15 protein-coding genes and 1 pseudogene are annotated in these 25,439 nt (G+C 69.2%); 13 read left to right on the top strand and 3 right to left on the bottom strand.

The window, feature by feature from the left end; genetic code table 11:
* Nucleotides 1-2 precede the first annotated feature (2 nt).
* Nucleotides 3-305, top strand: a complete 303-nt coding sequence (locus EVS81_RS07980; protein WP_130109912.1) for a chorismate mutase — start codon at nucleotides 3-5, stop codon at nucleotides 303-305.
* 202 nt (nucleotides 306-507) lie between these two features.
* Complete coding sequence (locus EVS81_RS07975) at nucleotides 508-1,569, top strand: Rv2578c family radical SAM protein (protein WP_130109911.1); 1,062 nt, start codon at nucleotides 508-510, stop codon at nucleotides 1,567-1,569.
* On the opposite strand, the gene EVS81_RS07970 is transcribed toward EVS81_RS07975, so the two are convergent.
* Nucleotides 1,455-2,519, bottom strand: a complete 1,065-nt coding sequence (locus tag EVS81_RS07970; protein WP_420813280.1) for a 3-methyladenine DNA glycosylase — start codon at nucleotides 2,517-2,519, stop codon at nucleotides 1,455-1,457. The two genes, EVS81_RS07975 and EVS81_RS07970, sit on opposite strands and share 115 nt — an antisense overlap.
* 337 nt (nucleotides 2,520-2,856) lie before the next feature.
* On the opposite strand from EVS81_RS07970, the gene EVS81_RS07965 reads away from it, so the two are divergent.
* Nucleotides 2,857-12,324, top strand: coding sequence for an isopeptide-forming domain-containing fimbrial protein (locus tag EVS81_RS07965; RefSeq protein ID WP_130109910.1), 9,468 nt, complete (start codon nucleotides 2,857-2,859; stop codon nucleotides 12,322-12,324).
* A gap of 210 nt (nucleotides 12,325-12,534) precedes the next feature.
* On the opposite strand, the gene kynU is transcribed toward EVS81_RS07965, so the two are convergent.
* Nucleotides 12,535-13,794 carry a kynureninase gene (kynU, locus tag EVS81_RS07960; RefSeq protein ID WP_130109909.1) on the bottom strand — a complete coding sequence of 420 codons (1,260 nt, stop codon included), beginning with the start codon at nucleotides 13,792-13,794 and terminating at the stop codon, nucleotides 12,535-12,537.
* A 57-nt stretch (nucleotides 13,795-13,851) separates the two neighbouring features.
* On the opposite strand from kynU, the pseudogene EVS81_RS16255 reads away from it, so the two are divergent.
* The 7 genes and pseudogenes from EVS81_RS16255 to EVS81_RS07930 form a co-directional block, all read left to right on the top strand.
* A pseudogene (locus EVS81_RS16255) lies at nucleotides 13,852-14,190 on the top strand (winged helix-turn-helix transcriptional regulator); the annotation flags it as partial.
* Between the two features lie 90 nt (nucleotides 14,191-14,280).
* Entirely contained in the window at nucleotides 14,281-14,553 is a 273-nt protein-coding gene (locus EVS81_RS16105; protein ID WP_240739775.1) for an Lrp/AsnC ligand binding domain-containing protein, read from the top strand.
* Between the two features lie 145 nt (nucleotides 14,554-14,698).
* Complete coding sequence (locus EVS81_RS07950) at nucleotides 14,699-15,904, top strand: M20 metallopeptidase family protein (RefSeq protein ID WP_130109907.1); 1,206 nt, start codon at nucleotides 14,699-14,701, stop codon at nucleotides 15,902-15,904.
* 240 nt (nucleotides 15,905-16,144) lie between these two features.
* Entirely contained in the window at nucleotides 16,145-17,521 is a 1,377-nt protein-coding gene (locus EVS81_RS07945) for an ABC transporter substrate-binding protein (protein WP_165384213.1), read from the top strand.
* Nucleotides 17,522-17,523: 2 nt separating this feature from the next.
* The gene (locus EVS81_RS07940; protein ID WP_130109905.1) at nucleotides 17,524-18,558 is read left to right on the top strand and encodes an ABC transporter permease; all 1,035 of its coding nucleotides are present in this window, start codon (nucleotides 17,524-17,526) and stop codon (nucleotides 18,556-18,558) included.
* Nucleotides 18,551-20,299, top strand: a complete 1,749-nt coding sequence (locus EVS81_RS07935; protein WP_130109904.1) for a dipeptide/oligopeptide/nickel ABC transporter permease/ATP-binding protein — start codon at nucleotides 18,551-18,553, stop codon at nucleotides 20,297-20,299. The genes EVS81_RS07940 and EVS81_RS07935 overlap by 8 nt, the downstream gene beginning before the upstream one ends.
* Nucleotides 20,296-21,093, top strand: a complete 798-nt coding sequence (locus tag EVS81_RS07930; protein ID WP_205879404.1) for an ABC transporter ATP-binding protein — start codon at nucleotides 20,296-20,298, stop codon at nucleotides 21,091-21,093. Before EVS81_RS07935 ends, EVS81_RS07930 begins: the two co-directional genes overlap by 4 nt.
* Here EVS81_RS07930 and EVS81_RS07925 read toward each other — a convergent pair.
* Entirely contained in the window at nucleotides 21,090-21,467 is a 378-nt protein-coding gene (locus tag EVS81_RS07925; RefSeq protein WP_130109903.1) for an RNA-binding S4 domain-containing protein, read from the bottom strand. The genes EVS81_RS07930 and EVS81_RS07925 overlap by 4 nt on opposite strands.
* Before the next feature lie 140 nt (nucleotides 21,468-21,607).
* Between EVS81_RS07925 and EVS81_RS07920 the strand changes: the two genes are divergently transcribed.
* The 3 genes from EVS81_RS07920 to EVS81_RS07910 all read left to right on the top strand — a co-directional run bounded on the left by EVS81_RS07920 (nucleotide 21,608) and on the right by EVS81_RS07910 (nucleotide 25,339).
* Nucleotides 21,608-22,255: a YigZ family protein gene (locus EVS81_RS07920; protein ID WP_130109902.1), complete on the top strand. Its 648-nt coding sequence runs from the start codon at nucleotides 21,608-21,610 to the stop codon at nucleotides 22,253-22,255.
* 250 nt (nucleotides 22,256-22,505) lie between these two features.
* On the top strand, nucleotides 22,506-23,744 hold the full coding sequence (locus tag EVS81_RS07915) for a DNA polymerase III subunit delta' (RefSeq protein WP_130109901.1): 1,239 nt from the start codon (nucleotides 22,506-22,508) through the stop codon (nucleotides 23,742-23,744).
* On the top strand, nucleotides 23,741-25,339 hold the full coding sequence (locus EVS81_RS07910) for an alpha/beta hydrolase (protein ID WP_130109900.1): 1,599 nt from the start codon (nucleotides 23,741-23,743) through the stop codon (nucleotides 25,337-25,339). The genes EVS81_RS07915 and EVS81_RS07910 overlap by 4 nt, the downstream gene beginning before the upstream one ends.
* The last annotated feature ends 100 nt before the right edge of the window (nucleotides 25,340-25,439 follow it).

Genomic DNA, 25,439 nt, shown 5'->3' with positions numbered 1-25,439 from the left:
AGGTGAGCGACCCGACGCCGCAGGAGCGGCTGGAGCAGCTGCGCTCCAGCATCGACAACATCGACGCAGCCCTCATCCACATGCTCGCAGAGCGCTTCCGGTGCACGCAGGAGGTGGGCCTCTTGAAGGCCGGTCACGACATGCCGCCGTCGGACCCGGCGCGGGAGGCGCGGCAGACCGCCCGACTGCGCGCACTCGCAGAGGATGCGCACCTCGATCCCGAGTTCGCGGAGAAGTGGTTCAACTTCGTGGTGGCCGAGGTGATCCAGCACCACACGCGCATCGCCGATCGGGCGGGCGAGTAGCGGGGTTGGGTCGCGGGGCTTCGACTCCGCGCTGCGCGCTCCGCTCACTCGGCGGTGGGCCCGCGTACCGCTGGGCCCGCGCTGCGCGCTCCGCTCACTCGGCGGTGGGCCCGCGTACCGCTGGGCCTGCGCTGCGCGCTCCGCACCGCGCGCTCCGCGCTGCGCGCTTGCGCATCTTTCGAACATATGTTCGAATACCTGCATGAGGTGGAGCGGTCAGAGCGTGGGTGCGTCGTCGGCGGCGCTGCCCGGCCTCGAGCTGAGCGAGGTGGCGGCGGTGCCCGGCCACCTGCGCACGGTGCGCGCCCCGGAGTTCGCCGGTCTCGTCTTCCACGAGGTGCTCGCGAAGAGCGCGCTCAACCGAGTGCCGGGCGAATCGTCCATGCCGTTCTCGTGGACGATCAATCCCTACCGCGGATGCTCGCACGCCTGCGTCTACTGCTTCGCGCGCGGTTCGCACCGCTACCTCGAGCTCGACACCGGTCGCGACTTCGACTCGCAGGTCGTCGTCAAGGTCAATGTGGCGGAGGTGCTGGGGCGCGAGCTCGCCAGGCCCTCCTGGGGCGGTGAGCGGGTGGCGCTGGGCACGAACACCGATCCCTACCAGCGGGCGGAGGGGCGATACCGGCTCATGCCGGGTGTCATCGCGGCGCTCGCGCGTGCGCGCACCCCGCTGTCCATTCTCACGAAGGGCACGCTGCTGCGCCGCGATCTCCCCGCCCTCGTCGACGCGGCCGAGCGCGTGCCCGTCGACCTGGCCATGTCGATCGCGGTCGCGGATCCGCAGCTGCAGCAATCGATCGAGCCGGGCACGCCGAGCACCCGGGCCCGGTTGGCAACCGTCGCGGCGGCGCGCGATGCGGGATTCGCGCCCGACGTCTTCCTCATGCCGGTGCTTCCCGGCCTCACCGACTCGGCGGCGCACCTGGCGCCCCTGCTGCGCGACATCCGCGACGCGGGCGCGCGCTCCGTCATGTACGGTCCGCTGCACCTGCGCACGCACGTGAAGCCGTGGTTCTTCGCCTGGCTCGAGCGGGAGCATCCCGAGCTGCTGCCGATGTACCGCACCCTCTATCCCGGCACCGCCAGCCGGGCGCCGCAGGCGTACCGGGCGGAGCTCGCTGCGCGGATCCGACCGCTCATCAGGCGCTACGGCCTCGAGTGGACGGGTCGGGATCGCGCCGAGCGTGTGGCCGCGGGTGCGGGCGAGTCGCAGTCGTCGATCGCGGCCGTGCCCGGCGACCCGGCGCCCACGCTCTTCTGAGCCGCGGTCGGGCGCGCTGCGCGAGCGACCGAGATCGCCGCGAGCACCCGCGCGCGCAGGGCGTTGCCCCGCTCGGCGAAGTCCCGCTGCCGGCGCACGTACTCGCGCTTGCCCGCGGCGGTCTCGATCGGGATCGGGATCAGCGGCTCGCCACTGGCCCCCGTGTAGCCCGACACGTCGTAGGGGGAGGCTTGCATGTCGACCTCGCGGATGTCCCGGGCCAGTTCGAAGCAGTCGAGCAGCAGCTCGCCCGGCACGATGGGGCCGAGCTTTGCGGCCCACTTGTAGACGTCCATGCCGGCGTGCAGGCATCCGGGCTGCTCCATGGCGGGCTGCGTCTCGCGGGTCGGCTGCAGCGCATTGAGCGGGCGGGCCTCGTCCGTGAAGAAGCGGAACGCGTCGAAGTGCGTGCAGCCGATCGGATGCGTCTCGACCACGCGGTCGGTCGCCGCGTGCCCGATGCGCAGCGGGAGCGTCGTGTGGCGCAGCTGATCCGGGGTCATCCGGTACACCATCGCCCACTCGTGCAGGCCGAAGCAGCCGTATCTGGGGGTGCGGTCGAGCGTGGCCGCGAGCAGTCGCTCCACGTAGTCGACGGTGCCGCCGCGGGCCGCGAAGAACGCGGCGAGATCGACGAGGGCGTCGCCCGTGCTCGTCGCGGCCGTGTAGTAGCGCCAGGACGCCCGTGACGTCGCACCCCGGCGCAGGATCACGCCCGCTCCGGGGTGCCACCGTCGCAACTCGTTCGGCTTGACCGAGTAGTAGGTCCAGAGGAAGTCCTCGACGGGGTGCGCGCGTCCCGCGCGACGCCGCGCGCGATGCGCGGCGGTGAGCCCGTCGGCCCGGCGCTCGTGGGCGGCCTCGCGCGCGCGCCACTCGGCTGCGGTGAGCGCCTCGGCCGGCGGGTCGGCGGCGGGCGCCCCCGGGGCGGGGATGCGGGGGTGGGCGATGCGCACGTGGAGAGTGTAGCGGGCGCGCGGGACCGCCGTCGCAGGGGCACGGGGCGTCGGGATCCGGCCCTGCGCACGCCGCGCGGAACGCGGGGGTGAAGAACCGGGTGAAGGTCGAAGCCCGGTGCGTCCGGTTCGGGGGAAGCTCCGGGTGAAGATCCCTCGAATGCCGCGCGACAGCGCCCGCTGAATTGATTGGGTGTTCGTTGGGAATCGTTTCCGATTTCCGTAGGTCAGCATGCCCGATCCGCGTTCGTATAGGGGATTTTCGAACGCGCGTCGCAGTCGGGCAACATCACGCGTCCGCGCGTTGGGGTAGAGGGATATCAGTCAGGTCATGACCAAGCATGCACGAGCCGTGAAGCGAAATCGGTTGCGCTCATTTATCGCATCCGCAGCTGCGGGAGCGCTGATCGCGGGTTCGCTCGTCGCGGTCGGCGTCGGCGCCCAGGTGGCGCTGGCCAGTGGCCCGGCGCCGTCGGTGTCGGTGACGCAGCAGGACCCGCCGTTCATCGCGGGCGAGGACCTCACCGTCGAGGTCGAGGTGCGCAGCGCCGGAGCCGCGGCCGGCGATGAGTTCAACCTCGGCTTGGCCGTGCTGATCCCCGCGGACGCCGCGCTCGTGGGCACCAGCGCGGCCCTGGGCGCGCCCCGGGTCTACGGTGCGGGCCAATCGGTGCCGAGGCAGGGCTCCGCGGACTGCGCGTCGGTCGGCCTCGCCGGATCGGGCGACGCCTGCGCCGTGCCCACCGGTGCGCAGTACCTCGTCTTCCAGAACATCTCCGACCTGCCCGAGGGCGCGGCCAACAGCGGCACCCTCACCCTTCGCCCCGACGCCGCCGTGTTCCCCGTCGGCAGCACCTTCGATGTGCGGGCGACCGCGTTCACGAGCGACAATGAGCGCTACCTCCCGCGGTTCCCGGGCAGCAGCAACCGGGCCGACGCGGGGCACACCTCGGCGCCCGGCGGCGACGAGCTGGGCGTCGCCGTGCAGGCGCTGCGGCTCGAGAAGCAGGAGCCGAGCCCCGAGGGCGAGCTGCTGCGCGGCGTGCACCTCAACACCACGACCTACACGCTGCGGGTCTGGCACACGGGGGAGGGCGACATCGCCGACACCGAGGTCGTCGACTTCCTCCCCGCGGGCCTGGAGTACCTCGGCATGGGCGGCGTCGACCACACCGCCGGGGCCGCCAACGGCACGCGACCCGACTCGGCGGAGTATCCGGGCGCACCGTCGCTCGCGGGCACGCCCGAGCCGGCGGGCGCGGGCGTCAACGCCGGCACCGTCGAGCGCTCGGTCGAGACCGTGATCCCCACGGGCGACGAGGTCGCCCGCTACGGTCTCGAGGCGGGCAAGGTCTACACCAGGGTCGTCTGGGATCTCGGCGCCCTGCTCGCGGGCGGCGACGGCCGCGACATCCAGGACCCGCTGGCGCAGGACTACGCGAACGCCGCCGGAGTGCCGGGGTACCTCGAGATCCGCTACCGTGCAGGCGTGCCGCTCTTCGAGAACACGCTCGATTTCGGCTACACCGCCGATACGACCGGCCAGCAGACGGCCAACCTCGACAACAACCGCGGCGCCTCGACGCGTCACGGCGAGGAGCTGCCCGGCGAGAACGGCGCGCCGCTCTCGCTGCGCAACGTCGCAGGAGTATCGGGCACCTATGCCGGACCGATCGCGCCCGGCCACGATCCCGTCTCCACCGACACCGCCGAGCACACCGTCGACGCCGTCGACGTGCGCGTGCTGAAGTCGGTCGACGACAGCACTTTCGAGCAGGGTCAGCTCGCCACCTACACCCTCGACATCGCCACGAGCGAGTACACGGCCGCGTCGCTCGGCGACGGCGGCAGTGAGGACGTGCGACCGAACCGGCTCACGGACGACCTCGGCGACGGGATCTGCCCCGCGATTCCGGCCGACGGCGTGACCCCCGGCATCGGCGACCCCCGACTGCTGATCGGCGACCCGCGCCCGGGTGGCGCGGTCGTCGAGGACGACATGACGCCCGCCGAGTGGACGGCCGCGCTCGGCGAGCTCGGCACCGACTGCGCGTACCCGTCCGGGCTCGGCGGTGCGGAGCTCTCCGGTGCGACGCTCTCCGGGATCGCGTTCGATCCCGCCAGCGGTCACTTCTACCTCGACCTGAGCATCGCCCCGATCGCGGCGGGCACGGGATCGGGGCACGACGGCGGGTCTGCGGGCCACCAGGTCGTCTACACGGCCGCGCAGAACGCGCTCTACGCCGAGGACGCGCACGCGCCCGGCGTCACCACCTCGGGCGACCGCGTCACTAACACCGTCGAGCTGGCGGTGACCACCGATTCCATCGACGCCCTCGACGGCGTGACCTCGAGCGGCGACCCCGCGAACGGCGTCCCCGCTGCGGCAGCCGCGGGCGAGTGGCACGCCTCCGACGATTCCTCGGCGACGCTCGAGGCGTCGCTGAGCCGCCTCGCGAAGAGCGTGCTGCCGAGGGACACCGCGATTCCGGCCGGCGGAGTGGCCGATGTGCCGAACGCCGCGTGGGAGCCCGAGACCGCTCGCGAGCCGTTCGCGGCGGGCGACGAGGTGTGGTGGCGCATCACCGTGACCCCGCCGTTCGGCGCCGACGTGCGCAATCCGAAGCTCACCGACTTCCTGCCGGAGGGCACCGCGTTCGACACGGCCTCGACCGGCGGGCGCTACGACAGCATCGTCTACTCGACGAGCGCCGAGACGGCCCTGGGCGTGTGCGCGCCGACGGGCGCGGCGTGGCTCGACGAGTTCGTGCAGAACCCCGTATTCGATCCGGATGGCGACTCGCTCACCTGGGAGCTGGGCAGCGATGCCTGCGTGCCCAGCGACACCGACGACCGCTTCTTCCCCAGGAACACCACGATCGACATCTTCGTCAAGGTGCAGGTCGTCGACGTGGCCGCGTTCAGCGAGGTCGACCTCAGCGCCAACCTGGCGAAGTACCAGCAGGAGAACGTCGAGGGAGAGATCTTCTTCCTGCGCGACGAGGCCGCCGTGCAGCTGGACACGGGCGCCCGGCTGATCAAGGGCGTGCGCGCGATCGACGGGGATCCGGCAGCCGGCAACCCGGTCAACAGCAACGTCGACCACCGCGAGGTCGTGCAGAACGAGGCCGTGGAGTTCCGCCTCGACGTCACTGCGCCCAGCAGCACGACGAGCGCGTACGTGCTCTACGACGCGCTGCCCGCGGGCATCCGCGCGGAGGATCTCGACGGCTACGACGACGGGACCGCCGCGATCACCGCCGACGCGAAGCTCTGGGAGGACGGCGCCGACGGCGCCGCCGCTGCCGTCGTCGCCCGCGCCTACAACCCGGGAGACGCCGGGTATCCGGGCGACGTGAGCGTCGCCTACAGCGGCCGCAGCGTCGTCGTGTGGGAGCTGCAGGCAGAGGTGCCGGGATCCACCGCGCCCGTCGAGGCCGACGCCGGCGCCCCGGCGGTGCCCGGCGTGGAGCGTGGCTTCACGCTGGCCTACACCGTGATCGTGCCCGACGGCACCGGGGGCGGCGGCGCAGCCGCGCTGCTCTCGCAGAGCTTCGAGAACACGGCGTCGATCGTCGAGTTCCAGGTGAGCAACAACACGGGCGGCTCATCGACGATCGTGCCGACGCTCGAGGCCGGGCAGACGACCGCACCGAACGGCGGCGGCAGCGGCAGCTCGGCGCCGGTCGCCGACCGCCCGGTCGCCGACGGCGAGTTCGGGGTGACCGCCGCGCAGGCCACCGACCCCTCCGACGTCTTCCTCCCCGGCGCCGAGATCGAGAAGACGCTCGTCGCGACCGAGATCGGCCCGAACCGCGCGCCGAATCCTCCCGGCGGTGCGTACGATCTCGATGCCAACAATCCCGATAACGCGATCGTGCAGGGCGAGTACGCGACCTTCGACTACTCGGTCACCGTGCCGGCGCACACGAGCGTGCGCGAGGGCGTGCTCGCCGACTTCGGCAACTTCGTGGGGCAGGACAGCGGATCGATGACGCCGAACACCGCGGCGTACCAGGTGCAGTCCGCGACGCTCGTCGAGCAGCCGGCGGGGATCACCGTCGCCAGCACGACCGGCGCGGATCCCGCGGTGCACGCCACCGAGTTCGGCTTCCGCACCGACACCGGCAAGCTGGTGTTCCCGAGCTACTACGACGTCGCCGACGAGCCCGCCACCTTCACGGTGCGCGTGGTCGTGTGGACCAACGACGTCGACGCGAGCAACCCGACCTCGTCGGAGTCGCGCCCCAGCATCCCCAACAACAAGATGCTGCAAAACACCGCGTACTTCGACTCGAAGACGCTCTCGGGCGGGCAGAACCCGCGCGTGCAGGACTCGGCCGACGTGCAGTACCGCGAGCCCAATCTGACGATCGCCAAGTCGGCGAACCCGCAGACCGACGTGGAGGCCGGCGAGCTCGTCACCTACACGCTGAGCATCACCAACCCGGACGACCGCGTCAAGAGCTACGACAACACCGTGGTCGACACGGTGCCGCGCGGCCTCATCGTCGACACGACGCAGGTCGGGCTCATCGACGCGACGTACCTCGACGAGAACGACGTCGACACCGAGGCGAGCCTCAACGCGGGCACCGGCGGCACCATCACCTGGAGCTCCGAGCATTTCCCGGATCTCGCCGAGATCCCCGGCACCGCGACGCTCAGCTACGCCGCGACGATCGATCCGACCACGGGCGCCGGCCGGAGCTACACGAACACGGCCACGGTGAGCGGTTTCACGCTGCCGAGCGATCTGCCCGACGCCGAGAGCCGACGCGGCGATCGCACGTCGACCGACGATGCGACGATCAGCGCGATCACCGCCGCGATCGACAAGGGCGTGCGCCTGGCGGATGCCGATTCGGCGGGCGCCTTCGGCCCCTCGGTCTCGGCGCCGATCGGCGACACGGTCGAGTACCAGGTCGATGTGACCCTGCGGGCCAACGTCAACTACTACGATCCGACGATCGTGGATGATCTGCCCACCGGCGTCTCGCTGGTCGAGGCCTCCATCGACGGCCCCGAGGTGGTCGCGGGCACTCCCGCGCTCACGGGCTCGTGGAACTATACGGACCGCACGGCCAACGGCAACGTGCACGAGTGGCGCTACGACGGCGATATCGCCTCGGCCGACGCGGATCGCACGCTGCGCCTCGGATACCGGGTGGACCTCACGAACAGCGTTCCGTTCAGCACGAACTCGCTGCCCAACACCGCCGTGTTCTCCTGGAACACGGTGGACGGGGATGAGAGCACGCGCCAGCAGCTGGACGATCCCGCCGGGGTGACGGTGCTCAACCCGCAGCTCGAGATCGTGAAGCGGGTCGACGGCCAGGACGCGGTCACCCGCGACCCCGGCGCCACCCTGCCCTACACGCTGACGGTGACCAATACGGGCGGGACGCCCGCGCACCACATCACCGTCACCGACGAGGTGCCGGACGGCATCGTGGTGGATGCCGACAGCATCTCCGACGGGGGCGTGCTGACGGGAGCCGGCGCGACCGGCGGCGGCACGATCACCTGGTCGCTGGCCGGCCCGCTCGACCACCAGGGCGGGGCGGGAACCGACACGGAGATCCTGCTCACCTACTCGGCAGAGTTCGCCGATTCGGCGCAGCTGCAGGCGAACGGCAACGGGCTCGGCACCGCGCTGACCAACACGGCCGACGTGACGCGCTTCGAGTCCTTCGCGGACGAGGGCAGCGGGCGCGAGTACACGCCGGGCCAGAACGGCCAGCCCCCGGTGCGCGATACCGCCGAGGCGCGACCCCTGTTCCCCCAGGTGACGCTCGACAAGACCGTCTCCGACGGCGACCTCGCCCACGTGGGCGAGAGCTTCGGCTGGACCCTCACGCTGGTGAACGCCGGTCAGGGCGCGGCCCAGACCATCGATGTCGCCGACGTGCTACCGAAGAACTGGAGCTACGACGACGGCTCGGCGATGATCAGCGTCGGAGGCGCTGCGGCGGTGCCGCTCGCGGCTCCGGTGCAGGGCGCCGACGACGGCAAGACCTCGCTCGCCTGGAGCCTGGGATCGATCGCCCCCGCGACGCCGATCCTGCCGGGTGCTGCGTCGGGCGCCACCGACCAGCAGCGCACGATCGTGATCACCTTCACGGCGACGCCGGGCGCAGACGCGGTGACGGATGCCGGCGCCGGGCTCACGGTGCCGCACACCAACACCCTGAGCGCGTCGACCACCGACACCACCGGGGCCACGGGCAACGCCTCCGAGCCGAGCTTCACGGCGGACCCCGACACGGCGGACGCCTTCCTCGGATCCGCGGATCTGACGATCGAGAAGACCGGCGCAGCCGATCCGATCCTCGCCGGCACCGAGGCGAGCGCCTGGGAGATCACCGTGTCGAACAACGGGCCGGATACGGCCGACGGATCGATCACGGTGAGCGACACGACCGGTCCGCTGCCCGCGGGCGTCGTGGTGACCGACGTGAGCGGCGCCGGCTGGACCTGTTCGGTGCCGGTCCGCGATGCCGACACCGGCGCGACCGCCTTCGACTGCGCGCGCACCGACACCGCCGAGCAGCTGGCGGACGGGGCCTCGTTCCCGGTCATCGAGGTGCAGGTGAGCGTCGCCGCGGATCAGGCGCCGATCACGGCCGCCGGTGAGCTCGTGAACACCGCGGAGGTGCACCCGGGCCGCACGCACGACGACGACCCGGACAACAACGAGAGCTCCGACGACATCACGACCGGCGCGGCGGCCGATCTGGCCGTGGAGAAGACCGTGAGCACCGCGTCGCCCACCGCGGGCGCCGGGATCACCTGGCAGATCGCCCCGAGCAACATCGGGCCGTCGGTCTCGGTGAGCACGGGCGATACGCCGATCACGATCAGCGACACGATCCCGAGCGGCGTGAGCGGCGTGACGTTCGCCGACGGAACGGGCACCTGGACGGCCGATACGCCGGCCGGCGGCTCGTGGAACGCGGGCGACACGATCACGTGGACCTACACGGGATCCGCCATGCCCGTGGGCGCCGCACCGGTGATCACCCTCAGCGGCACGATCGACGCGTCGTGGACCGGCGGGGAGATCAGCAACACGGCGGTCATCGAACCGGGCGTCACGCCCGACCCCGAAACCCCGAACAACACGAGCACGGTGCCCGTGACCCCGGGCGATGCCACCACCCTCGGCATCGCCAAGACGCGGGTGGTCTGGGACGCGGCCGCAAGCGCCTGGGTCGCCGCGACCGAGGCGGCGCAGTGGGGCGACGAGATCAGCTACCTCGTGCGCGTGGTGAACCAGGGGCCCGCCGATGCCCGCGCGGTGACGGTGGTGGACGAGGTGCCCGCAGGGCTGACCTTCTCGAGCCTCACCGACGTCGCGGGAACCTGGACCCGTGTGCTCCCGCAGGGCGGCACCAACGCGGCGGGCACGACGAACGCGAGCTGGGAGACGTTCGCGCTCACGGGTACGCAGCAGGTCGGCGAGACCGCGGCGCGCGCCTTCGTCGTCACCTTCGACACCGACTCGACCATGGACCCCGACACGGAGATCGTGAACTGGGTCGAGGCGTCGGCCGAGAACGCGACGAACGATCCGCGAGACGACGACCGCACCGGCTCGTCGCGCGTCGCCGATCTCTCCGTCACGAAGTCCCACACCGGCAACGCGGAGGCCGGTTCGACGCTCGACTACACGATCGTCGCGACGAACCACGGCCCGAGCGTCTCGGACGGTCCCATCGTCATCACCGACAGCCTGCCCGACGGCTTCAGCTATGTGGCGGGGTCGGCGATGGTCAGCGTCGCGGGCTCCACCCCCGTCGCCATGGACCCGGTGATCACCGAGGCCGGTCAGCTGCTGACGTGGACGCCCGTCGCGACAGGCGCAACGCTGGCGCGGGATGCGACGATCGAGATCACGCTGACCACGGCGATCGACGCGAAAGTGCCGGCGCAGCTGGACCTCGTGAACCGTGCGACGGTCGACGCGCCCGAGGATCCGAACCCGGACAACGATTACCGCGACGACTCGACCGAGGTCGAGACCCACGCCGAGATGACGATCGTCAAGGACGTCGAGCCCGCACCGTGGGTCGCGGGAACCGAGGTGGCCTACACGCTCACGGTGACGAACGACGGGCCCTCCGCCGTCGCGGCATCCGTCGAGGACGTGCTGCCCGCCGGGCTCACGCTGGTCTCCATCTCGGGCGCCGGCTGGACCTGCGACACGGTGTCCGAGGGCGCCACGAGCGGATCCTGCGACTTCACGGCGAATGATGGCCTGCACCCGGTGGGAGCGGCGAATGCGACGACCCTGTCGGTCGTGGCGCTCATCGCCTCGAATGTCCCGACGATGGACTCGGGCAGCAGCCCGCTCGTCAACACGGCCGAGCTGACGTGGGTCGACACGGATGGGCCCCAGCGCGACGAGGACACGGCGGAGATCCTGGTGACCACCGAAGCCGATCTCGGCCTCGTGAAGACGGCCGTCGACCCGGCGGACGACACCACCGAGGTCGGCACGGCGGTTGCCGGCGAGCAGGCCCGCTACCGGATCGACGTGGAGAACTTCGGTCCGAGCGACGCCATCGCGCCGATCACCGTGGCGGACACCCTGCCCGACGGCATCAGCTTCGCCGGGCTCGCCGGCGGCGCGTCGGCGAACTGGGCGGCTGCCGTCGACCCGGTCGATCCGCAGCGCGTGACGTTCACGCTGCTGCCGGACGGCACCGGCCTCGCGGCCGGGCAGGCGACTCCCGCGATCCTGTTCGACGTGCGACTCGACCCGGGTCTGCAGCCCACGGCGGATCCGGACGTTCCGGCGCTCGTCAACACGGCGACGGTGACCTCGGGCACTCCCGACCCCAACCCCGCCAACGACACCGACGAGGCTCCGCTCACGGTGACCCGCGCAGCGGATCTCGCCATCGTGAAGAGCCACGAGGCCGAGCGGGTGCGCATCGGCGACGAGCTGCCGTTCAGCCTGCTGGTCTCCAACAACGGCCCCTCGGTGGCGAGCGGGATCACGGTGACCGACCGGGTGCCGGCCGGACTCGAGGTGCTGAGCGCAGCAGGCGACGAGGCGGACGGGTGGACGATCGTCTCCGTGACCGCCGAGGCCGATGGGACGTCGACCGTGGTCGCGTCGCGCAGCGACGCGGGCGAGGAGCTCGCCGTCGGCGACTCGGCTCCGGCGCTCACCGTGCTGACGAGGGTGCTCGAGAGCGCCTACCCTTCGGTGGTGAACGTCGCCGAGGTGCGGGGCGCAGAGCCGGACGGCGATCCGTCGAACAACACCTCCGAGGACGAGGTGGCCGTGCCTCCGATGGTGACGCTGGTCACCGAGAAGACCGCTGTGGGCGAGTTCCAGGTCGGCGGCACCGGCACCTACCGGATCACGGTCGAGAATCTCGGCCCCACCGCGGATCCCGGGCCGATCACGGTGACCGACTCCCTCCCGGACGGCCTCTCGTTCCGATCCTCGCCCGACGAGCACGTCTCGGTGTCGGGGGACACGGTGACCTGGACGCTGCCGGACGGTCTGCAGGTCGGGGAGCGCGTCGAGCTCACGCTCGTGGTCGATGTCGGTCAGGCGGCCTACCCGTCGGTGACGAACGTCGTGTCGATCGACACGCCCTCCGAGCTGACGGACGACTCGCAGACCGAGGACAGCGCGGTGGTGCCGGTGGCTGCCGCCGACCCGCTCGCGATCACGGGCGCGGACCTCGCGGCCTTCGCGGCCCTGGCGGCGCTGCTGCTGGTGCTCGCCGGCGCCGGAGCGCTGCTCCTGGAGCGCCGCCGCAGGGCTGGGCAGCGCTAGCGGCCGAGGCGCCGAGCGCGGTGTCGGATCGAGTCCCGATCCGGCTCCGCGCTCGTGGCGCGTCACGGTCGTGGGCCTCCCACCGTCAGACCGGGGCCGGGTGCCGTCCCCGGTCATCCTGCGGCCGGGTGCCGTCCCCGGTCATCCCGGGGCCGGGTGCCGTCCCCGGTCGTCCTGCGGCCGCGCAGCGGATCGCAGGATCCACACGCCCTAGGTGACCGCGCCTCGAATCTGAAACTCGGGCGCGCGCCAGAGTTCCTCGTCGAGTACACGCCGAAGTGCTTCGACCGCGTCCCAGACGTCGGTGTAGCCGAGGTAGAGGGGCGTGATGCCGAAGCGGAGAACCTCGGGTTCGCGGTAGTCGCCGATGACGCCGTTCGCGATGAGCGCTTTCATCACGGCGAAGCCCTCCGGATGTCGGAGCGAGACGTGGCTGCCACGCTCGTCGTCCTGGCGCGGGGTGATGAGCGTGAGGGGGTGGTGCGGAATCCGCTCTTCGACGAGGCTGATGAACAGCGACGTGAGCTCGAGCGACTTGGTGCGCAGGGCTGTCTGATCCACCTCGAGCGCGATGTCGACTCCGACCTCCATCGTCGCGAGCGAGATCATCGGCTGCGTGCCGGTGAGGTAGCGGCGAATGCCGGTGCTGGGCTCGTAGCGAACGGTCATCTCGAACGGCTTCTGATGACCCCACCAGCCGGAGAGCGGTTGCCGAGCCCGGTTCACATGTCGATCTGCAACCCACACGAATGCGGGCGACCCGGGTCCCCCGTTGAGGTACTTGTAGGTGCAGCCGACCGCGAAGTCGACGTTGGCGGAGCCGAGCGCGATGGGCACGGCGCCGATGGAGTGGCACAGATCCCAGATCACGAGGGCGCCCGCGGCTTGGATCTTGGACGTCGTGGCCGCCATATCCCAGAGGCGCCCGGTGCGATAGTTCACCTGGGTGAGCAGCACGACGGCGACATCATCGTCGAGCGCGTCGTCCAGAGTGAGCGCGTCATCGATGAGGCGCAATTCATACCCGCTGTCGAGCGTGCGGATCATTCCTTCGGCCATGTAGAGGTCTGTCGGAAAGCTCTCGCGTTCGGCGACGACGACCCGGCGCCGAGGATGGTCTTGGCTCTGGATGTCGAGAGCGGCACCGAGTGTCTTGAAGATGTTGAGCGAGGTCGTGTCGGTTGCGACGCACGCGCCTCCCGTGCCGCCGATGAGCTCGGAGATCTTCTCGCCGATGCGCACCGGCATCTCGAACCAGCGGTGTGTGTTCCAGCTGCCGATGAGGTCGGTTCCCCACTCCTGATGGATCACACGGTTCGCTCGTGCCGCGGCGTCTCTCGGCAGCACGCCGAGGGAGTTGCCGTCGAGATAGATGATCCCCTCGGGGAGGTCGAAGCGGTTGCGGTACATGGCGAGGGGATCGCGCTCGTCAGCGGAGAGGCAGTCTTCTCTCGTGAGGAGGGGGGTCATGATGGGGATGTTCTCCTGTCGGTACGGTCGGCACGATCGGTCTGAGACGGCGTTCCGATGCTCGCATCGGGGCGGTGGTCGACCGCCCAGGCGCAGCACGGTGCACACGCGCGGAGGTCGACCCTCGCCCGAGGGCTGAGAGCTGCAAGGTGCTCCGGCACTCCCTCGCGTCGCGAAGAACGCCCAGCGCCATTCTCGGAAGCGCGGCAGTATCTTGGTGCAGATGTGAGTCTCAGTCCGGATGTATGCGTAGGATCGGAACTGTATCCGAAAATCTTCATGATGGGATGCTCATCGATGGAAAGCATTCAACTCAGCGACCTCGACCGGAAAGTGCTGAGCGTACTCACATCCCATGGCCGGCTCCCGTACAAAGACTTGGCCGAGCTCGTCGGCATCCCGGTGTCGACGTGTCACGGCCGAGTGCGTGCCCTCGAAGCTCGGGGAGTGATTCGCGGATACCGTGTCGAAATAGACCCGAACGCGTTGGGGCAGCAGATCGGTGCATTGATCCTGGTGAGAGTGCAGGGGCACCAGCGCAATCGCGTGCCGGAGATCGCTGAGGAAGTCCGTCGGATCCCCGGAGTGCAGCAGCTCTTCCTCGTCGGGGGCGAGCGAGACCTGGTGGTGCACGTGGCATGCGAGAGCATTCCCGCGATGCGGGCCATCATCTCCGATCACTTCGGATCGAACCCGGCACTCGCGCAGACCCAGACGCAGATCATCTTCGAGCACTTGTCCGGCCTCGACTCAGTGTGATCATCGGTGCGGGTCGGTCTCGCCCGCACATCTCACCTCGGAGCAGAAATCGGATCTCGGGAGAGTGAGGTATGCCCAAACCGGCATCAGCGCTCCGAGAAAAGACATTTGCCTAGCCTTGCGTTCGGACGTTGAACTAGCGTCTATGGAAACACAATCGATTTCGGCACCAGACTTCATTGATGAAGCACGAGTGTACAGTGAGCAACTTGTGAGCCTGAGGCGGGTTCTCCATGGGCACGCAGAAATCGGGCTCGATCTGCCGAATACTCAAGCTGCGGTTCTCGATGCTCTTGCAGATCTCGACCTCGAAGTCCGTACCGGGCGAACGCTGTCTTCGGTAGTCGCTGTGCTCCGCGGTGCCCGGCCCGGCCCGACGGTGCTTCTCAGAGGCGACATGGATGCGCTGCCCATCAGAGAAGAAACGGGGCTCACCTATGCGTCCACGAACGGTGCGATGCACGCTTGCGGGCACGACCTGCATGTCGCGGGTCTTGTCGGCGCAGCGCGCCTGCTCAGCGAGCATCGAGATGAGTTGCGCGGGAACGTCATATTCATGTTTCAGCCTGGCGAAGAGGGCTACTACGGAGCGCGGGTGATGCTCGAGGAAGGGGTGCTGGACGCTGCCGGGGAACGACCGGTGGCGGCATACGGGATCCACGTGCATGCGGGTTTGCCGAGAGGGGTGTTCACCACGAGGCCCGGCAGCATGCTGGCGGGGTTCTCGAATGTGACGATTGAGGTGCACGGGGTCGGCGGGCACAGTTCCTCGCTCGTCACCACCCGGAACCCCGTCACGCCGGCGGCCGAGATCGCTTCGTCCCTGAACACCATGGCGACCCACACCTTCGAATCGTCGGAGTCGGTGGTGCTCGCGGTCACCAGGATGGAGGGTTCATCCGCTGTGAACATCATCCCCGAGGTGGCGCGCATCGAGGCATCTGTGCGCATGTTGTCGCCGGAGAACGCGGCTCAGCTTGAAGCGGGCTGTCGGCGACTCGCTGAGGGGATAGCCGCAGCGCACGGCTGCACCGCCGAAGTGACGATAACGCACGGCTATCCGGTGACGGTGAACCACCCGGACGAGACGGACATGGTCTTGGCCACGTTGAACGAACTGGTCGGTCCTGATCGCACCACGGTGATGACGGAACCGAAGATGGGGTGCGAAGACTTCGCCTACGTGCTGGAGAAGGTGCCGGGAACCTACATCATGCTCGGCGCCGCCATAGGGGATGGAGACGCGGCGTCCGGGGAGCACCACTCGTCGTCCGTGAAGTTCGACGACTCGGTGCTGTCCGATCAGGCTGCCGCTTTGGCTGCCATTGCGTGGCAGCGTCTGAATATCTGAATGCATTCGTGTCAACTCGTTCATCCATCTGAAAACTGATTGAGGTAGAAAGCGATGAGAAAACATGCTCAGCGTGGAGCAATCGCCGGTGCTGCAGTTCTGACGCTAGCGCTGGCCGCTTGCTCCGGACCGACGATTGCAGGCTCCGAAGGGAGCGAGAAGGCAGCGTACTCCACCGATACCGTGCGAACGGCGCTGCCTTCAGATCCCAATACGCTCGATCCTACGAGCGCGCGAGGAGTGAGCGGCTACAGTCTGATGCCGCTGCTCTACGCTCCTCTGGTCTATCAAGATGACGACCAGGAACTGATCGCGGGAATCGCGAGCGAGTTCGAAATCGCACCCGACAGGGGCGAGTTCGTCATCTCCGATGCTGCGACGTGCTCCGACGGAACACCGCTCACCGCGAGTGCTGCGGCTGCGTCGATCGAGAACTACGTCGCCAATTCGATCGAGAAGTACTTCACCTTCGGCCCCGGAACCGTCTCGGTTGCCGCCGATGATGGTGCGAAGACACTGACCATCGAGTTGAGCGAGCCCTGGGCGGATATGGCGCAGGCGATCACCAAGGTGGGAATCGTCTGCCCCGCAGGCCTGGCGGATGCGGAAGCGCTGGGGGCCGGCGCTGCCGCAGGTGCGTTCTCGGGCCCCTACGTCATCGATTCCTACAACCCCGGCGTGGAGCTCACCCTCGAGCTGCGAGAGGACTACGTCTTTCCCGAGTACGCGACCCCGCTGGAGGGCGCGGCCCCTGCGAACATCAGATTCGCGATCAACGGCGACCCGAACAGCATCACCAACAACCTGCTCACCGGCGCCTACGATACCGCTGGGCTGAACGCGCAGTCGATCGAGCGCTTCGAGGGGAACGATGACTTCGAATCCCAGAGGTTCGCCGTCGCCGTTTCCTACATCGTCTTCAACCAGCGTCCTGGCTCGGTGTTCGCAGACGAGAAGAACCGGCAGGCCGTTGCTCAGAGCATCAGCTGGGAAGCATTCGACCAGGCCACCAACGGGGGCGCCGGCGATCGGCTCACGAGCTTCGCGGCGTCCGATGTGCAGTGCGTGAACACAGACGAATCGCTGCTCCTCGAATCCGGCGATGCGGCGGCATCCAAGCCGCTCGAAGGGCTGACGATTCGATTCGTGGGGACTCAGCTCACCGGTCCGAACGGCGCGGGGAACTCCTACATCTCGCAGGCGCTCACCGAGGCCGGAGCCGAAGTGACGCTCGAGAACCTCGACAACAATGCATGGATCGAGACCTTGACGACGAAACCGGACGCCTGGGACATGACCGTGATGGGATCCACGAACCCGACACGCACTCTCGCGAACCCGCTGTCGCAGCTTGTCGGACCCACCCAGGCGGAAGACGGACGAAACATCATCGGCGTCCGCAATCCCGAGGTAGAGGCGCAGCTCCAGGCGCTCATGAGCGAGGAAGACGGCGAGAAGCGCTGCGACACCTGGCAGGACATCCAGACGGAGCTCATCACCACGGCGACCGTCGTTCCGTTGAGCGCGAGCCCGAGCTACCAGACGACCAGAACCGGATTCGCTGTACGCGGGATCGGTGGCGTCGTCAGGCTTGACACGTTGAGAATCACGGAATAGCCATGAGCCGCCCCGTCAAGGGAGTGCTCCAGGGGGGCGTCACAGCCCCCCTGGAGGTCATCGCCGCTCCCAGGAGAGTTGTCAACCCCTGGTTGGGTTTCGGGATACGCCGATTCACCGGATTGCTCCTCTCCTTCTGCCTTCTCGTGGTGATCACCTTCCTCATTGTTCCGCTCATCCCAGGCGACCCGGCGACGATGGTCGCCGGAGAAGCCGCCACGCCGGCGCAGGTCGCGGATGTCCGAGCCGCGCTCGGACTCGACCAGCCGCTCATCGTGCAGTTCTGGGAGTACGTGAAGGGGCTGTTCTCCTTCGACCTCGGACGATCGTTCTTCTACGGGGGGACGGTCTCCGACGTCGTTCTCGCCCGCTTGCCGTACACCGTCACGATCGCGCTGCTGTCGATCACCTGTGTGCTTCTCGTCGGCGTGCCCTGCGGCCTCGCGGTCGCACTGGTGACTCGCGGGGGGCGCAACCGCGGGTTGGACCACACGTTCAACGCGCTGACGAGCTTCGTGTTCGCCATCCCCAACTACGTACTCGCGACGCTTCTCATCCTCGTGTTCGCGATCGAGTTTCGCTGGTTTCCGCCAGGCGGCGTTGAATCGCCGCTTTCCTATGTGCTGCCGACGCTTGCAATCATGAGTGGCCCCACTGCCGTCATAGCGCGGATCGTGCGGCGTGAGACAGCCGTGATCCTCGAGCAGGACTACATCCGGACTGCGAGGGGATGGCGTCTGAGCGCCTGGGTCGTGAACACGCGATACGTCCTCCCCAACATTCTGACGACCGTACTCACGCTTTCCGGGCTGATGCTAGCGGGTCTCTTGGGCGGCGCCGTCGTCATCGAGACTGTTTTCGCGCTGCCGGGATTGGGCAGCGGGGTGATCACCGCGATCATCAACCGGGATTACCCGGTCATCCGCGGCATCGTGCTGTTGCTCGGAATGCTCGCCACCATCATCATCGTCGCGGTGGACTTCTTGCTCGCAGTCATCGATCCGCGCAAACTCACTGGAGCTGAGTCGAATGGTTGATACTGCTGTGCGTGACAAGAGGCGCTCTCGGTTCTCGGTTTCCTTCTACGTAGGGGCTGCGATTCTCGCCGTCCTCGCGCTCATCGCCGTTCTCGCCCCCGTGCTGCTGGACAGTCAGGCGAACGAGCTGACAGACAGCTGGAGCGAACCCCCCTCGCTCGGGGAGCACGTGCTCGGCACCAACTCCTACGGGCAAGACAATCTTGCCCGTGCCCTGGTTGCGGTGCGGCTGACCCTCGTCCTCGCCACTGCTGCGTCGGCCCTGTCGGTCATTTGCGGTCTGACCGTGGGCGTGGCGATCTGGTTGGCACCGCCGCGGATCCGCGAAGGCGCACTGCGCCTGCTGGAGACGACGGTCGCATACCCGACGCTGATCTCGGCATTGATCATCGCGGCGATTCTGCAGCCCGGCGCGCTGACGGTCGTCATTGCGATGGGCATCGCTGGAATCCCGGGATTCGCGCGGGTCACCGCGAACCTCGCTCAGGAGGTGACGAAGAGCGACTATTTCATCACTGCGCGACTGCTCGGCGTCTCGCCCGTGAAGCTCGCTCTTCGGCACATGATCCCGGCGATGACCGAGCCCTTGCTGACGCTCGCAGCGACGATCTTCGCGACCGTACTGGTGGAGATCTCGGCCCTGTCCTTCGTCGGACTGGGAGTCCAGCCTCCTCAGTACGATCTCGGCGCGCTCTTGAACAGCAGCTTCACGGCGTTGTATACGAACCCTGCGGAGGTGGTCGGGCCGGCCATGATGATCGTTCTCGCCAGCATCGGCATCATGATGCTCGGGGATGCGCTTGTCGCGAGGTCGAACCCGCTGGTCACTCAGCTCGATGGAGCTCGGAAGCCCAAGAGATCGGCGACCGCGGTGCCGGTTCAGGCGATCGGCCGGGCGGCTGCGGCCGAAGGCGCCGGCGCGGACGATGAGCAAGCCATGGTGGTGGTCGATAATCTTCGCATCACGACGCGGGGCGGAGAGCATCCGCTTGTCCACGGGCTTTCGCTGCGCATCGGCAGCGGTGAGATTCTCGGGGTGGTGGGCGAGTCTGGCAGCGGGAAGTCTCTGACCGCGATGTCAATCGCGGGGCTCCAGAGCGAACAACTCTCTGTCGAAGCCGACGCCCTCGAGGTGGCGGGGATCGACATGCTCGGAACGACGAGCCCTGAAGCCCTTGCCGAGCGGATCGGGATCATCTATCAGGATCCGGGGACCACGTTCAGCCCTTCCTTGCGCATGGGGACCCAGTTGACCGAGGTGCTTCGGCGGCATCGCGGCATTCCGAAGAAACAGGCCAGGGCGATGATCATCGAGACGTTGCAGGCCGTGGGGATCTCCCGCCCGGAAACCCGTCTCCGCCAGTTCCCCCATCAACTTTCGGGAGGTATGAGGCAGCGTGCGATGATTGCCGCCGCGTTGGTCACCAGGCCGGCGCTCTTGATCGCCGATGAACCGACGACGGCGCTCGACGTGACCGTTCAGATCGAGGTGCTGAAGCAGTTCCGCCGAGCGCGAGACGAACTCGGAACATCGATGTTGTTCGTGTCGCACGACCTCGGCGTCGTTCAGGAGTTGTGCGATCGAATCGTCGTCATGGAGCAGGGCGTCATCGTCGAAGAGCTCACCCCGCTGCAGCTGCGAAACGAAGATGCGAAACACCCGTATACGAAGAAGCTCCTCGAAGCGGTGCCGAAGCTGCAGAGCGGTGGTTCTCGTCAAAGCGCTGGAGAAGAGCAATGATCACTACGGACTCGCCCTCGAGCACTGCTCGCATGATGGTGGAGTGCGAGAACCTCAACCTGAGCTTTGGAAGAGCTCAGATTCTGAAAGATGTGTCGCTGAGTCTGCCGATAGGCCGAATGGTCGGACTCGTCGGAGAATCGGGCTCGGGCAAGTCGACGCTCGCGAGGGCCATCGTCGGTGTCCACAGGATCGATTCCGGCCGGCTGGCGGTGCTCGGTGAAGACATGTCGAAGCCGACCCGCAGGCAACTCCATCAGCAGTATCGCAAGGTGCAGTACATTCCCCAGGATCCATACTCTTCGCTGAATCCTCGACGCACGATCGGCGAGACGTTGGCAGAGGCAGTCGATCCGGCGACGGCGAACTTGCGACGCCATCGAGAGGAGATCATCCGGTCCCTCGAGGTCATGGGCCTGGGCGGGACCGTGCTCGACCGGTATCCCCATCAGTTCTCCGGCGGTCAGCGTCAGCGCATCGCCATCGTGCGGGCGCTGCTGGTCAAACCCCAATTGATCGTGGCAGATGAGATCACCTCGGCGCTTGATGTTTCAGTGCAAGCGGAGGTCGTCAAGCAGCTCCAGGACCTCAAGGGCAGCGTGGACTGGTCGATGGTGTTCATCACGCATAATCTGGCCGTAACGCAGCAGGTCTGCGATGACGTCGTCGTGATGAAGCAGGGAAGGATCGTGGAGGTCGGGTCGGTCGAACGCGTCTTCAGGGCGCCGGAGAGCGACTACACGCAGTTGCTGCTCAACTCCGTTCCCGGGTCAGCAGGGTTCAGCCTCGCCTAGTCCTGGGCGTCCCGGCCCCTGAGGCGATCGATCTCGCGACGCTCACGCTTCGTCGGACGCCCGGCGCCGCGATCCCGCACCACCGCCGCCGGACGCTCGACGCGCGGCGGGGGCGGCGGGGTGAGATCCTCGAAGTGCTTCGCGGCCTCGGCCGCGCTGCCGCGCCGCACCGGCAGCCCGGCGACCCGGTAGATGCGGTCGAAGCCGTGCAGGCGCACGCGCACCTCATCGCCCAGCCGCACGGGGTGCGCCGCCTTCGCCGCGACGCCGTTGACCCGCACGTGGCCCGCGCGGCAGGCCGCCGTGGCCTGGCTGCGGGTCTTCGCCAGCCGCACACCCCAGACCCAGGTGTCGATGCGCACGCTCTCGGCCATGCACCGATCGTACCGGTGCGCGCTGCTCCCGGTGTCCCCGGTGCGCCCGGTGTCCCCGGCGTCCCGGTCCTCCCGGTGTCCCCGGTGCCCCCGGTGTCCCCGGTGTCCCCGCCGCACCCTCCAGCTGAGAGGATGGAGGCATGAGCGCGGAATACGAGACGATCGCGGGCGCCGCCGACGCCGAGCTCGAGATCTCCCGATCCCGCTTCATCGCCCGCCTCGAGCGAGTGGAGCATGAGGAGCAGGCGCGCGAGGTCATCGCTCGCGCGCGAGCGGAGCACCCGAGAGCGCGCCACCACTGCTCCGCGTTCGTGATCGGACCCGACGCCCGCGTGCAGCGCTCGAACGACGACGGCGAACCCAGCGGCACCGCGGGCGCCCCGATGCTCGACGCGCTCGTCTCCGCGGGCCTCAGCGACGTCGTCGCCGTGGTGACGCGCTACTTCGGAGGGGTGCTGCTGGGCGCCGGCGGGCTGACGCGGGCCTATCGCTCCGCGGTGGCCGAGGCGGTGCTGCATGCTCCCCGAGTGCGGCGGGGCATGCGCTGCGAGGTGGCCGTGACGTCGAGCTACGAGACCGCTCCGCAGATCGAGGCCGAAGCGCGACGCCGCGGGTACGCCGTGGGAGCGGCCGACTACAGCGATCGCGTGCGCCGGATCTTTGCCGTGGCCGAGGAGCAGGTCGACGCGCTCGAGGCGCTCGCCGCGGAGGCGAGCGCCGGGACCGCTCAGGTCGTGTCGGGCGCGCCCGAGTACGTGGATCTGCCGGTGGACCGCGGGCAAAGATGAACCCCCGGTGGCCTGGGGGGCAGGGCCGGGGGTTGCTCTTTCCTCTGCGGCGGGGGATTGCCGCTTCGGATGCGGTCATCGTCCCGGGGGGATGGGCGTCCGACCGATCCCGAGTCTACCCAGCGGGCCCGGCAGCGGCGCCCGAGCGCCCGCACCTTCACCCTGATCTTCACCTCGGCGCGTCCGGCAGGGCAACCCGGCGCCGCCAGCGGCGGGCGCGTCTGTCAGCTACCAGCGATACGCTTCTCTGGTGGACTTCTGGGCTGAGATCGTGGGGCAGGCCGACGCCGCGCGCACGCTTGAGCACGCGGCCGGGCCCGCGGGGTCGCCGGCGCACGCGTGGCTCATCACCGGCCCTCCCGGCTCCGGTCGATCCAACCTCGCGTTCCGCTTCGCCGCGGCGCTCATCGCCCGCGATGCTGCCGAGCGCGCCGCCGTGTACGAGCAGGTGCGCGCCCGCACCCACCCCGACCTCGGCGTGCTGACCACGCAGAAGCTGCTCATCGACATCCGGGCGGCGCGCGAGATCGTCACCACGGCCCACTACTCGCCGGCGGAGGGCCGGTACCGGGTGATCGTCATCGAGGACGCGGATCGAATGCCCGAGCGCACCTCGAACGTGCTGCTCAAGGCGCTCGAGGAGCCTCCGGAGCGCACGATCTGGATCCTCTGCGCGCCGAGCGAAGCCGACCTGCTGCCCACGATCCGATCCCGTGCCAGGTCGCTGCGGCTCATCACCCCGAGCGTCGCCGACATCGCGGGGCTGCTGCACGAGCGCGACGGCATCGATCCGGGCGACGCCGAGCGGGCGGCCCGGTTGGCCCAGAGCCACATCGGCATGGCTCGGCGCCTGGCGAGCGATGCGGACGCGATGCAGCGACGTGAGCGCACCATCGGAGTCGCCTTGAGCGTGAGCACGCTCGGCGACGCCATGGCGGCCGCGGCCTCGCTCTCCTCCGTGGCCAAGGCCGACGCGGAGGCGCTCACCGAGGAGCTCGACGCGAAGGAGCGGGAGGACGCCATGCGCAGCCTCGGCCTGGCGCCGGGCGCGGCGATCCCGGCGCAGATGCGCGCCCAGATGCGGGTGCTCGAGGAGGATCAGAAGCGCCGGGCGACGCGCAGCCTGCGCGACGGGATCGACCGCATCCTCACCGACCTGCTGTCGCTCTACCGCGACGTGCTGCTGACGACGCTGGTCGCCGCCGACGCCGGGCGAGGGGGCGACGAAGCGCCGGCGGGCGCGGGCGCGGGCGCGGGCGCGGGCGCGGGCGCCGCCGCCGGACGAGCCGCGGGCGGATCACTCGAACTCGTCAACCGCGAGCACGAGGCGGGGATCGCCGCGCTGGCCGAGGGCTGGGGGCCGCGTCGGGCGCTGGCCGCCGTCGGCGCCGTGGAGACCGCGCGCGAACGGCTCGGACGGGGCATCACCCCCGGGCTGGTGCTGGAGGGGCTCTTCGCGAGCGCGCTCGTGGCGGGTGATCCGCGATGAGCGAGACGCAGACGCTCGAGACGGCGGCGACGCCGGCGACGCCGGCGACGCGACGGAGGCCCTGGCGCGCGACGGTCGCGATCCTCGCGGCCTGCGCGCTCGCATTCTCGGGCTGCGGCATTCTGCCGCAGCTGCTGGCGGCTCCCGGGGGGTCGAATGCGCCCGCCGAGCTGCCCGCGGCGCCTGATGGCACGGTGGAGGGCTACGGGGCGCAGCGGCCGAACTGGGTCGACTGCGACAACGGAATGCAGTGCGCCGACGTGTATGCGCCCCTCGACTGGAGCGACCCCGGTGGAGAGCGGATCACCCTGCGCCTCGTGAAGCACCCCGCGACCGGGGGCGAGCCGATGGGCACGCTCTTCGTGAACCCGGGCGGCCCGGGAGCCTCGGGGGCCGAATACGTCGCGAACGGGATCGATGGCACGATCGCCGAAGAGGTGCAGCGCGCCTACGACGTCATCGGCTGGGATCCCCGCGGGGTGGGCGCCTCGACACCGGTGCGCTGCTTCGACGCCGCGGGCATGGACGAGTTCCTCTTCGGCCTCGGCGATGCCGGCGACCTCGAGCCGGGCAGCGACGCGTGGATCGCGACCGCGCTCGACGAGGCGGAGCAGTTCGGCGCGGCCTGCAAGGAGGGTACGGGCGCGCTGCTCGGCCACGTCGATACCGCCTCGACGGTGCGCGACCTCGACATGCTCCGCGCCATCTCGGGCGATCCGGCGCTCAACTATCTCGGCTTCTCCTACGGCACGTACATCGGCGCGCGCTACGCCGATGCGTTCCCGGATCGCGTGGGTCGGCTCGTGCTCGACGGCGCCATGGACCCGTCTGCCGGCCTCGCCGACGTGGTGCGCGAGCAGACTCGGGGCTTCGAGTTGGCCCTGCGCGCGTACACGTCCGACTGCCTGCAGCGGAGCGGGTGCCCGCTGAGCGGCACCGTCGACGAGGCGATGGCGAGCATCGGGGAGCTGCTCGACCGGGTCGAGGCGTCGCCGCTGCAGGGCTCCGACGGGCGCATGCTCTCAGTCGGCACGATGCTCACCGCCACCATCACGCCGCTCTACTCCCAGAGCAACTGGGGGTACCTCGATCGGCTCTGGGAGTCGGTCGCGCAGGGCGACGCCGACGTCGCGCTCTCGCTCGCCGACTTCTACTACGACCGCGTCGACGGCCGCTACCTCAGCAACTCGACGGAGGCCTTCTCGGCCATCAACTGCCTCGACTATCCGAGCGATCCGGATCCCGAACGGATGCGCGCGGAGGCGGCGGAGCTCGCCGAGATCGCCCCCACGATCGGCCGCTTCCAGGGGTACGGAGATATCGCCTGCGCCGCTTGGCCGGTGGCGGGAGCGGCCGAGCGCGGGGGAGTGGTCGCAGCCGGCGCCGATCCGATCCTCGTCGTGGGCACCACGGGCGATCCCGCGACACCCTACCGCTGGGCCGAGTCGCTCGCGCAGCAGCTCGAGAGCGGTGTGCTGGTCACCTACGAGGGCGAGGGGCACACCGCATACGGCGAGAGCGAGTGCATCGGGCGCGTGGTCGACGACTACCTGCTCACGGGCGCTGTGCCTGCCGCCGATCCCCGCTGCTCGTAGCGGGGGGCGGGGTGCGCGACGGGCGTGCGTCCCGGCGTACGGAACGACTGCTCCGGCGTGCTAAAGTATTTGCTTGTGTGCGAGAGCGATCCCGCACTCC

Source organism: Leucobacter triazinivorans (assembly GCF_004208635.1).
Classification (GTDB): domain Bacteria; phylum Actinomycetota; class Actinomycetes; order Actinomycetales; family Microbacteriaceae; genus Leucobacter; species Leucobacter triazinivorans.
The sequence above is the reverse complement of the archived record's forward strand: the minus strand, read 5'-3'. Positions and strand labels throughout refer to the sequence as shown.

Bases quoted from the DNA above. Each gene is read 5' to 3' on its own strand.
- EVS81_RS07975 (WP_130109911.1), top strand. From the start codon at position 508: ATGAGGTGGAGCGGTCAGAGCGTGGGTGCGTCGTCGGCGGCGCTGCCC.
- EVS81_RS07965 (WP_130109910.1), top strand. From the start codon at position 2,857: ATGACCAAGCATGCACGAGCCGTGAAGCGAAATCGGTTGCGCTCATTT.
- kynU (WP_130109909.1), bottom strand. From the start codon at position 13,794: ATGACCCCCCTCCTCACGAGAGAAGACTGCCTCTCCGCTGACGAGCGC.
- EVS81_RS07950 (WP_130109907.1), top strand. From the start codon at position 14,699: ATGGAAACACAATCGATTTCGGCACCAGACTTCATTGATGAAGCACGA.
- EVS81_RS07940 (WP_130109905.1), top strand. From the start codon at position 17,524: ATGAGCCGCCCCGTCAAGGGAGTGCTCCAGGGGGGCGTCACAGCCCCC.
- EVS81_RS07935 (WP_130109904.1), top strand. From the start codon at position 18,551: ATGGTTGATACTGCTGTGCGTGACAAGAGGCGCTCTCGGTTCTCGGTT.
- EVS81_RS07930 (WP_205879404.1), top strand. From the start codon at position 20,296: ATGATCACTACGGACTCGCCCTCGAGCACTGCTCGCATGATGGTGGAG.
- EVS81_RS07925 (WP_130109903.1), bottom strand. From the start codon at position 21,467: ATGGCCGAGAGCGTGCGCATCGACACCTGGGTCTGGGGTGTGCGGCTG.
- EVS81_RS07920 (WP_130109902.1), top strand. From the start codon at position 21,608: ATGAGCGCGGAATACGAGACGATCGCGGGCGCCGCCGACGCCGAGCTC.
- EVS81_RS07910 (WP_130109900.1), top strand. From the start codon at position 23,741: ATGAGCGAGACGCAGACGCTCGAGACGGCGGCGACGCCGGCGACGCCG.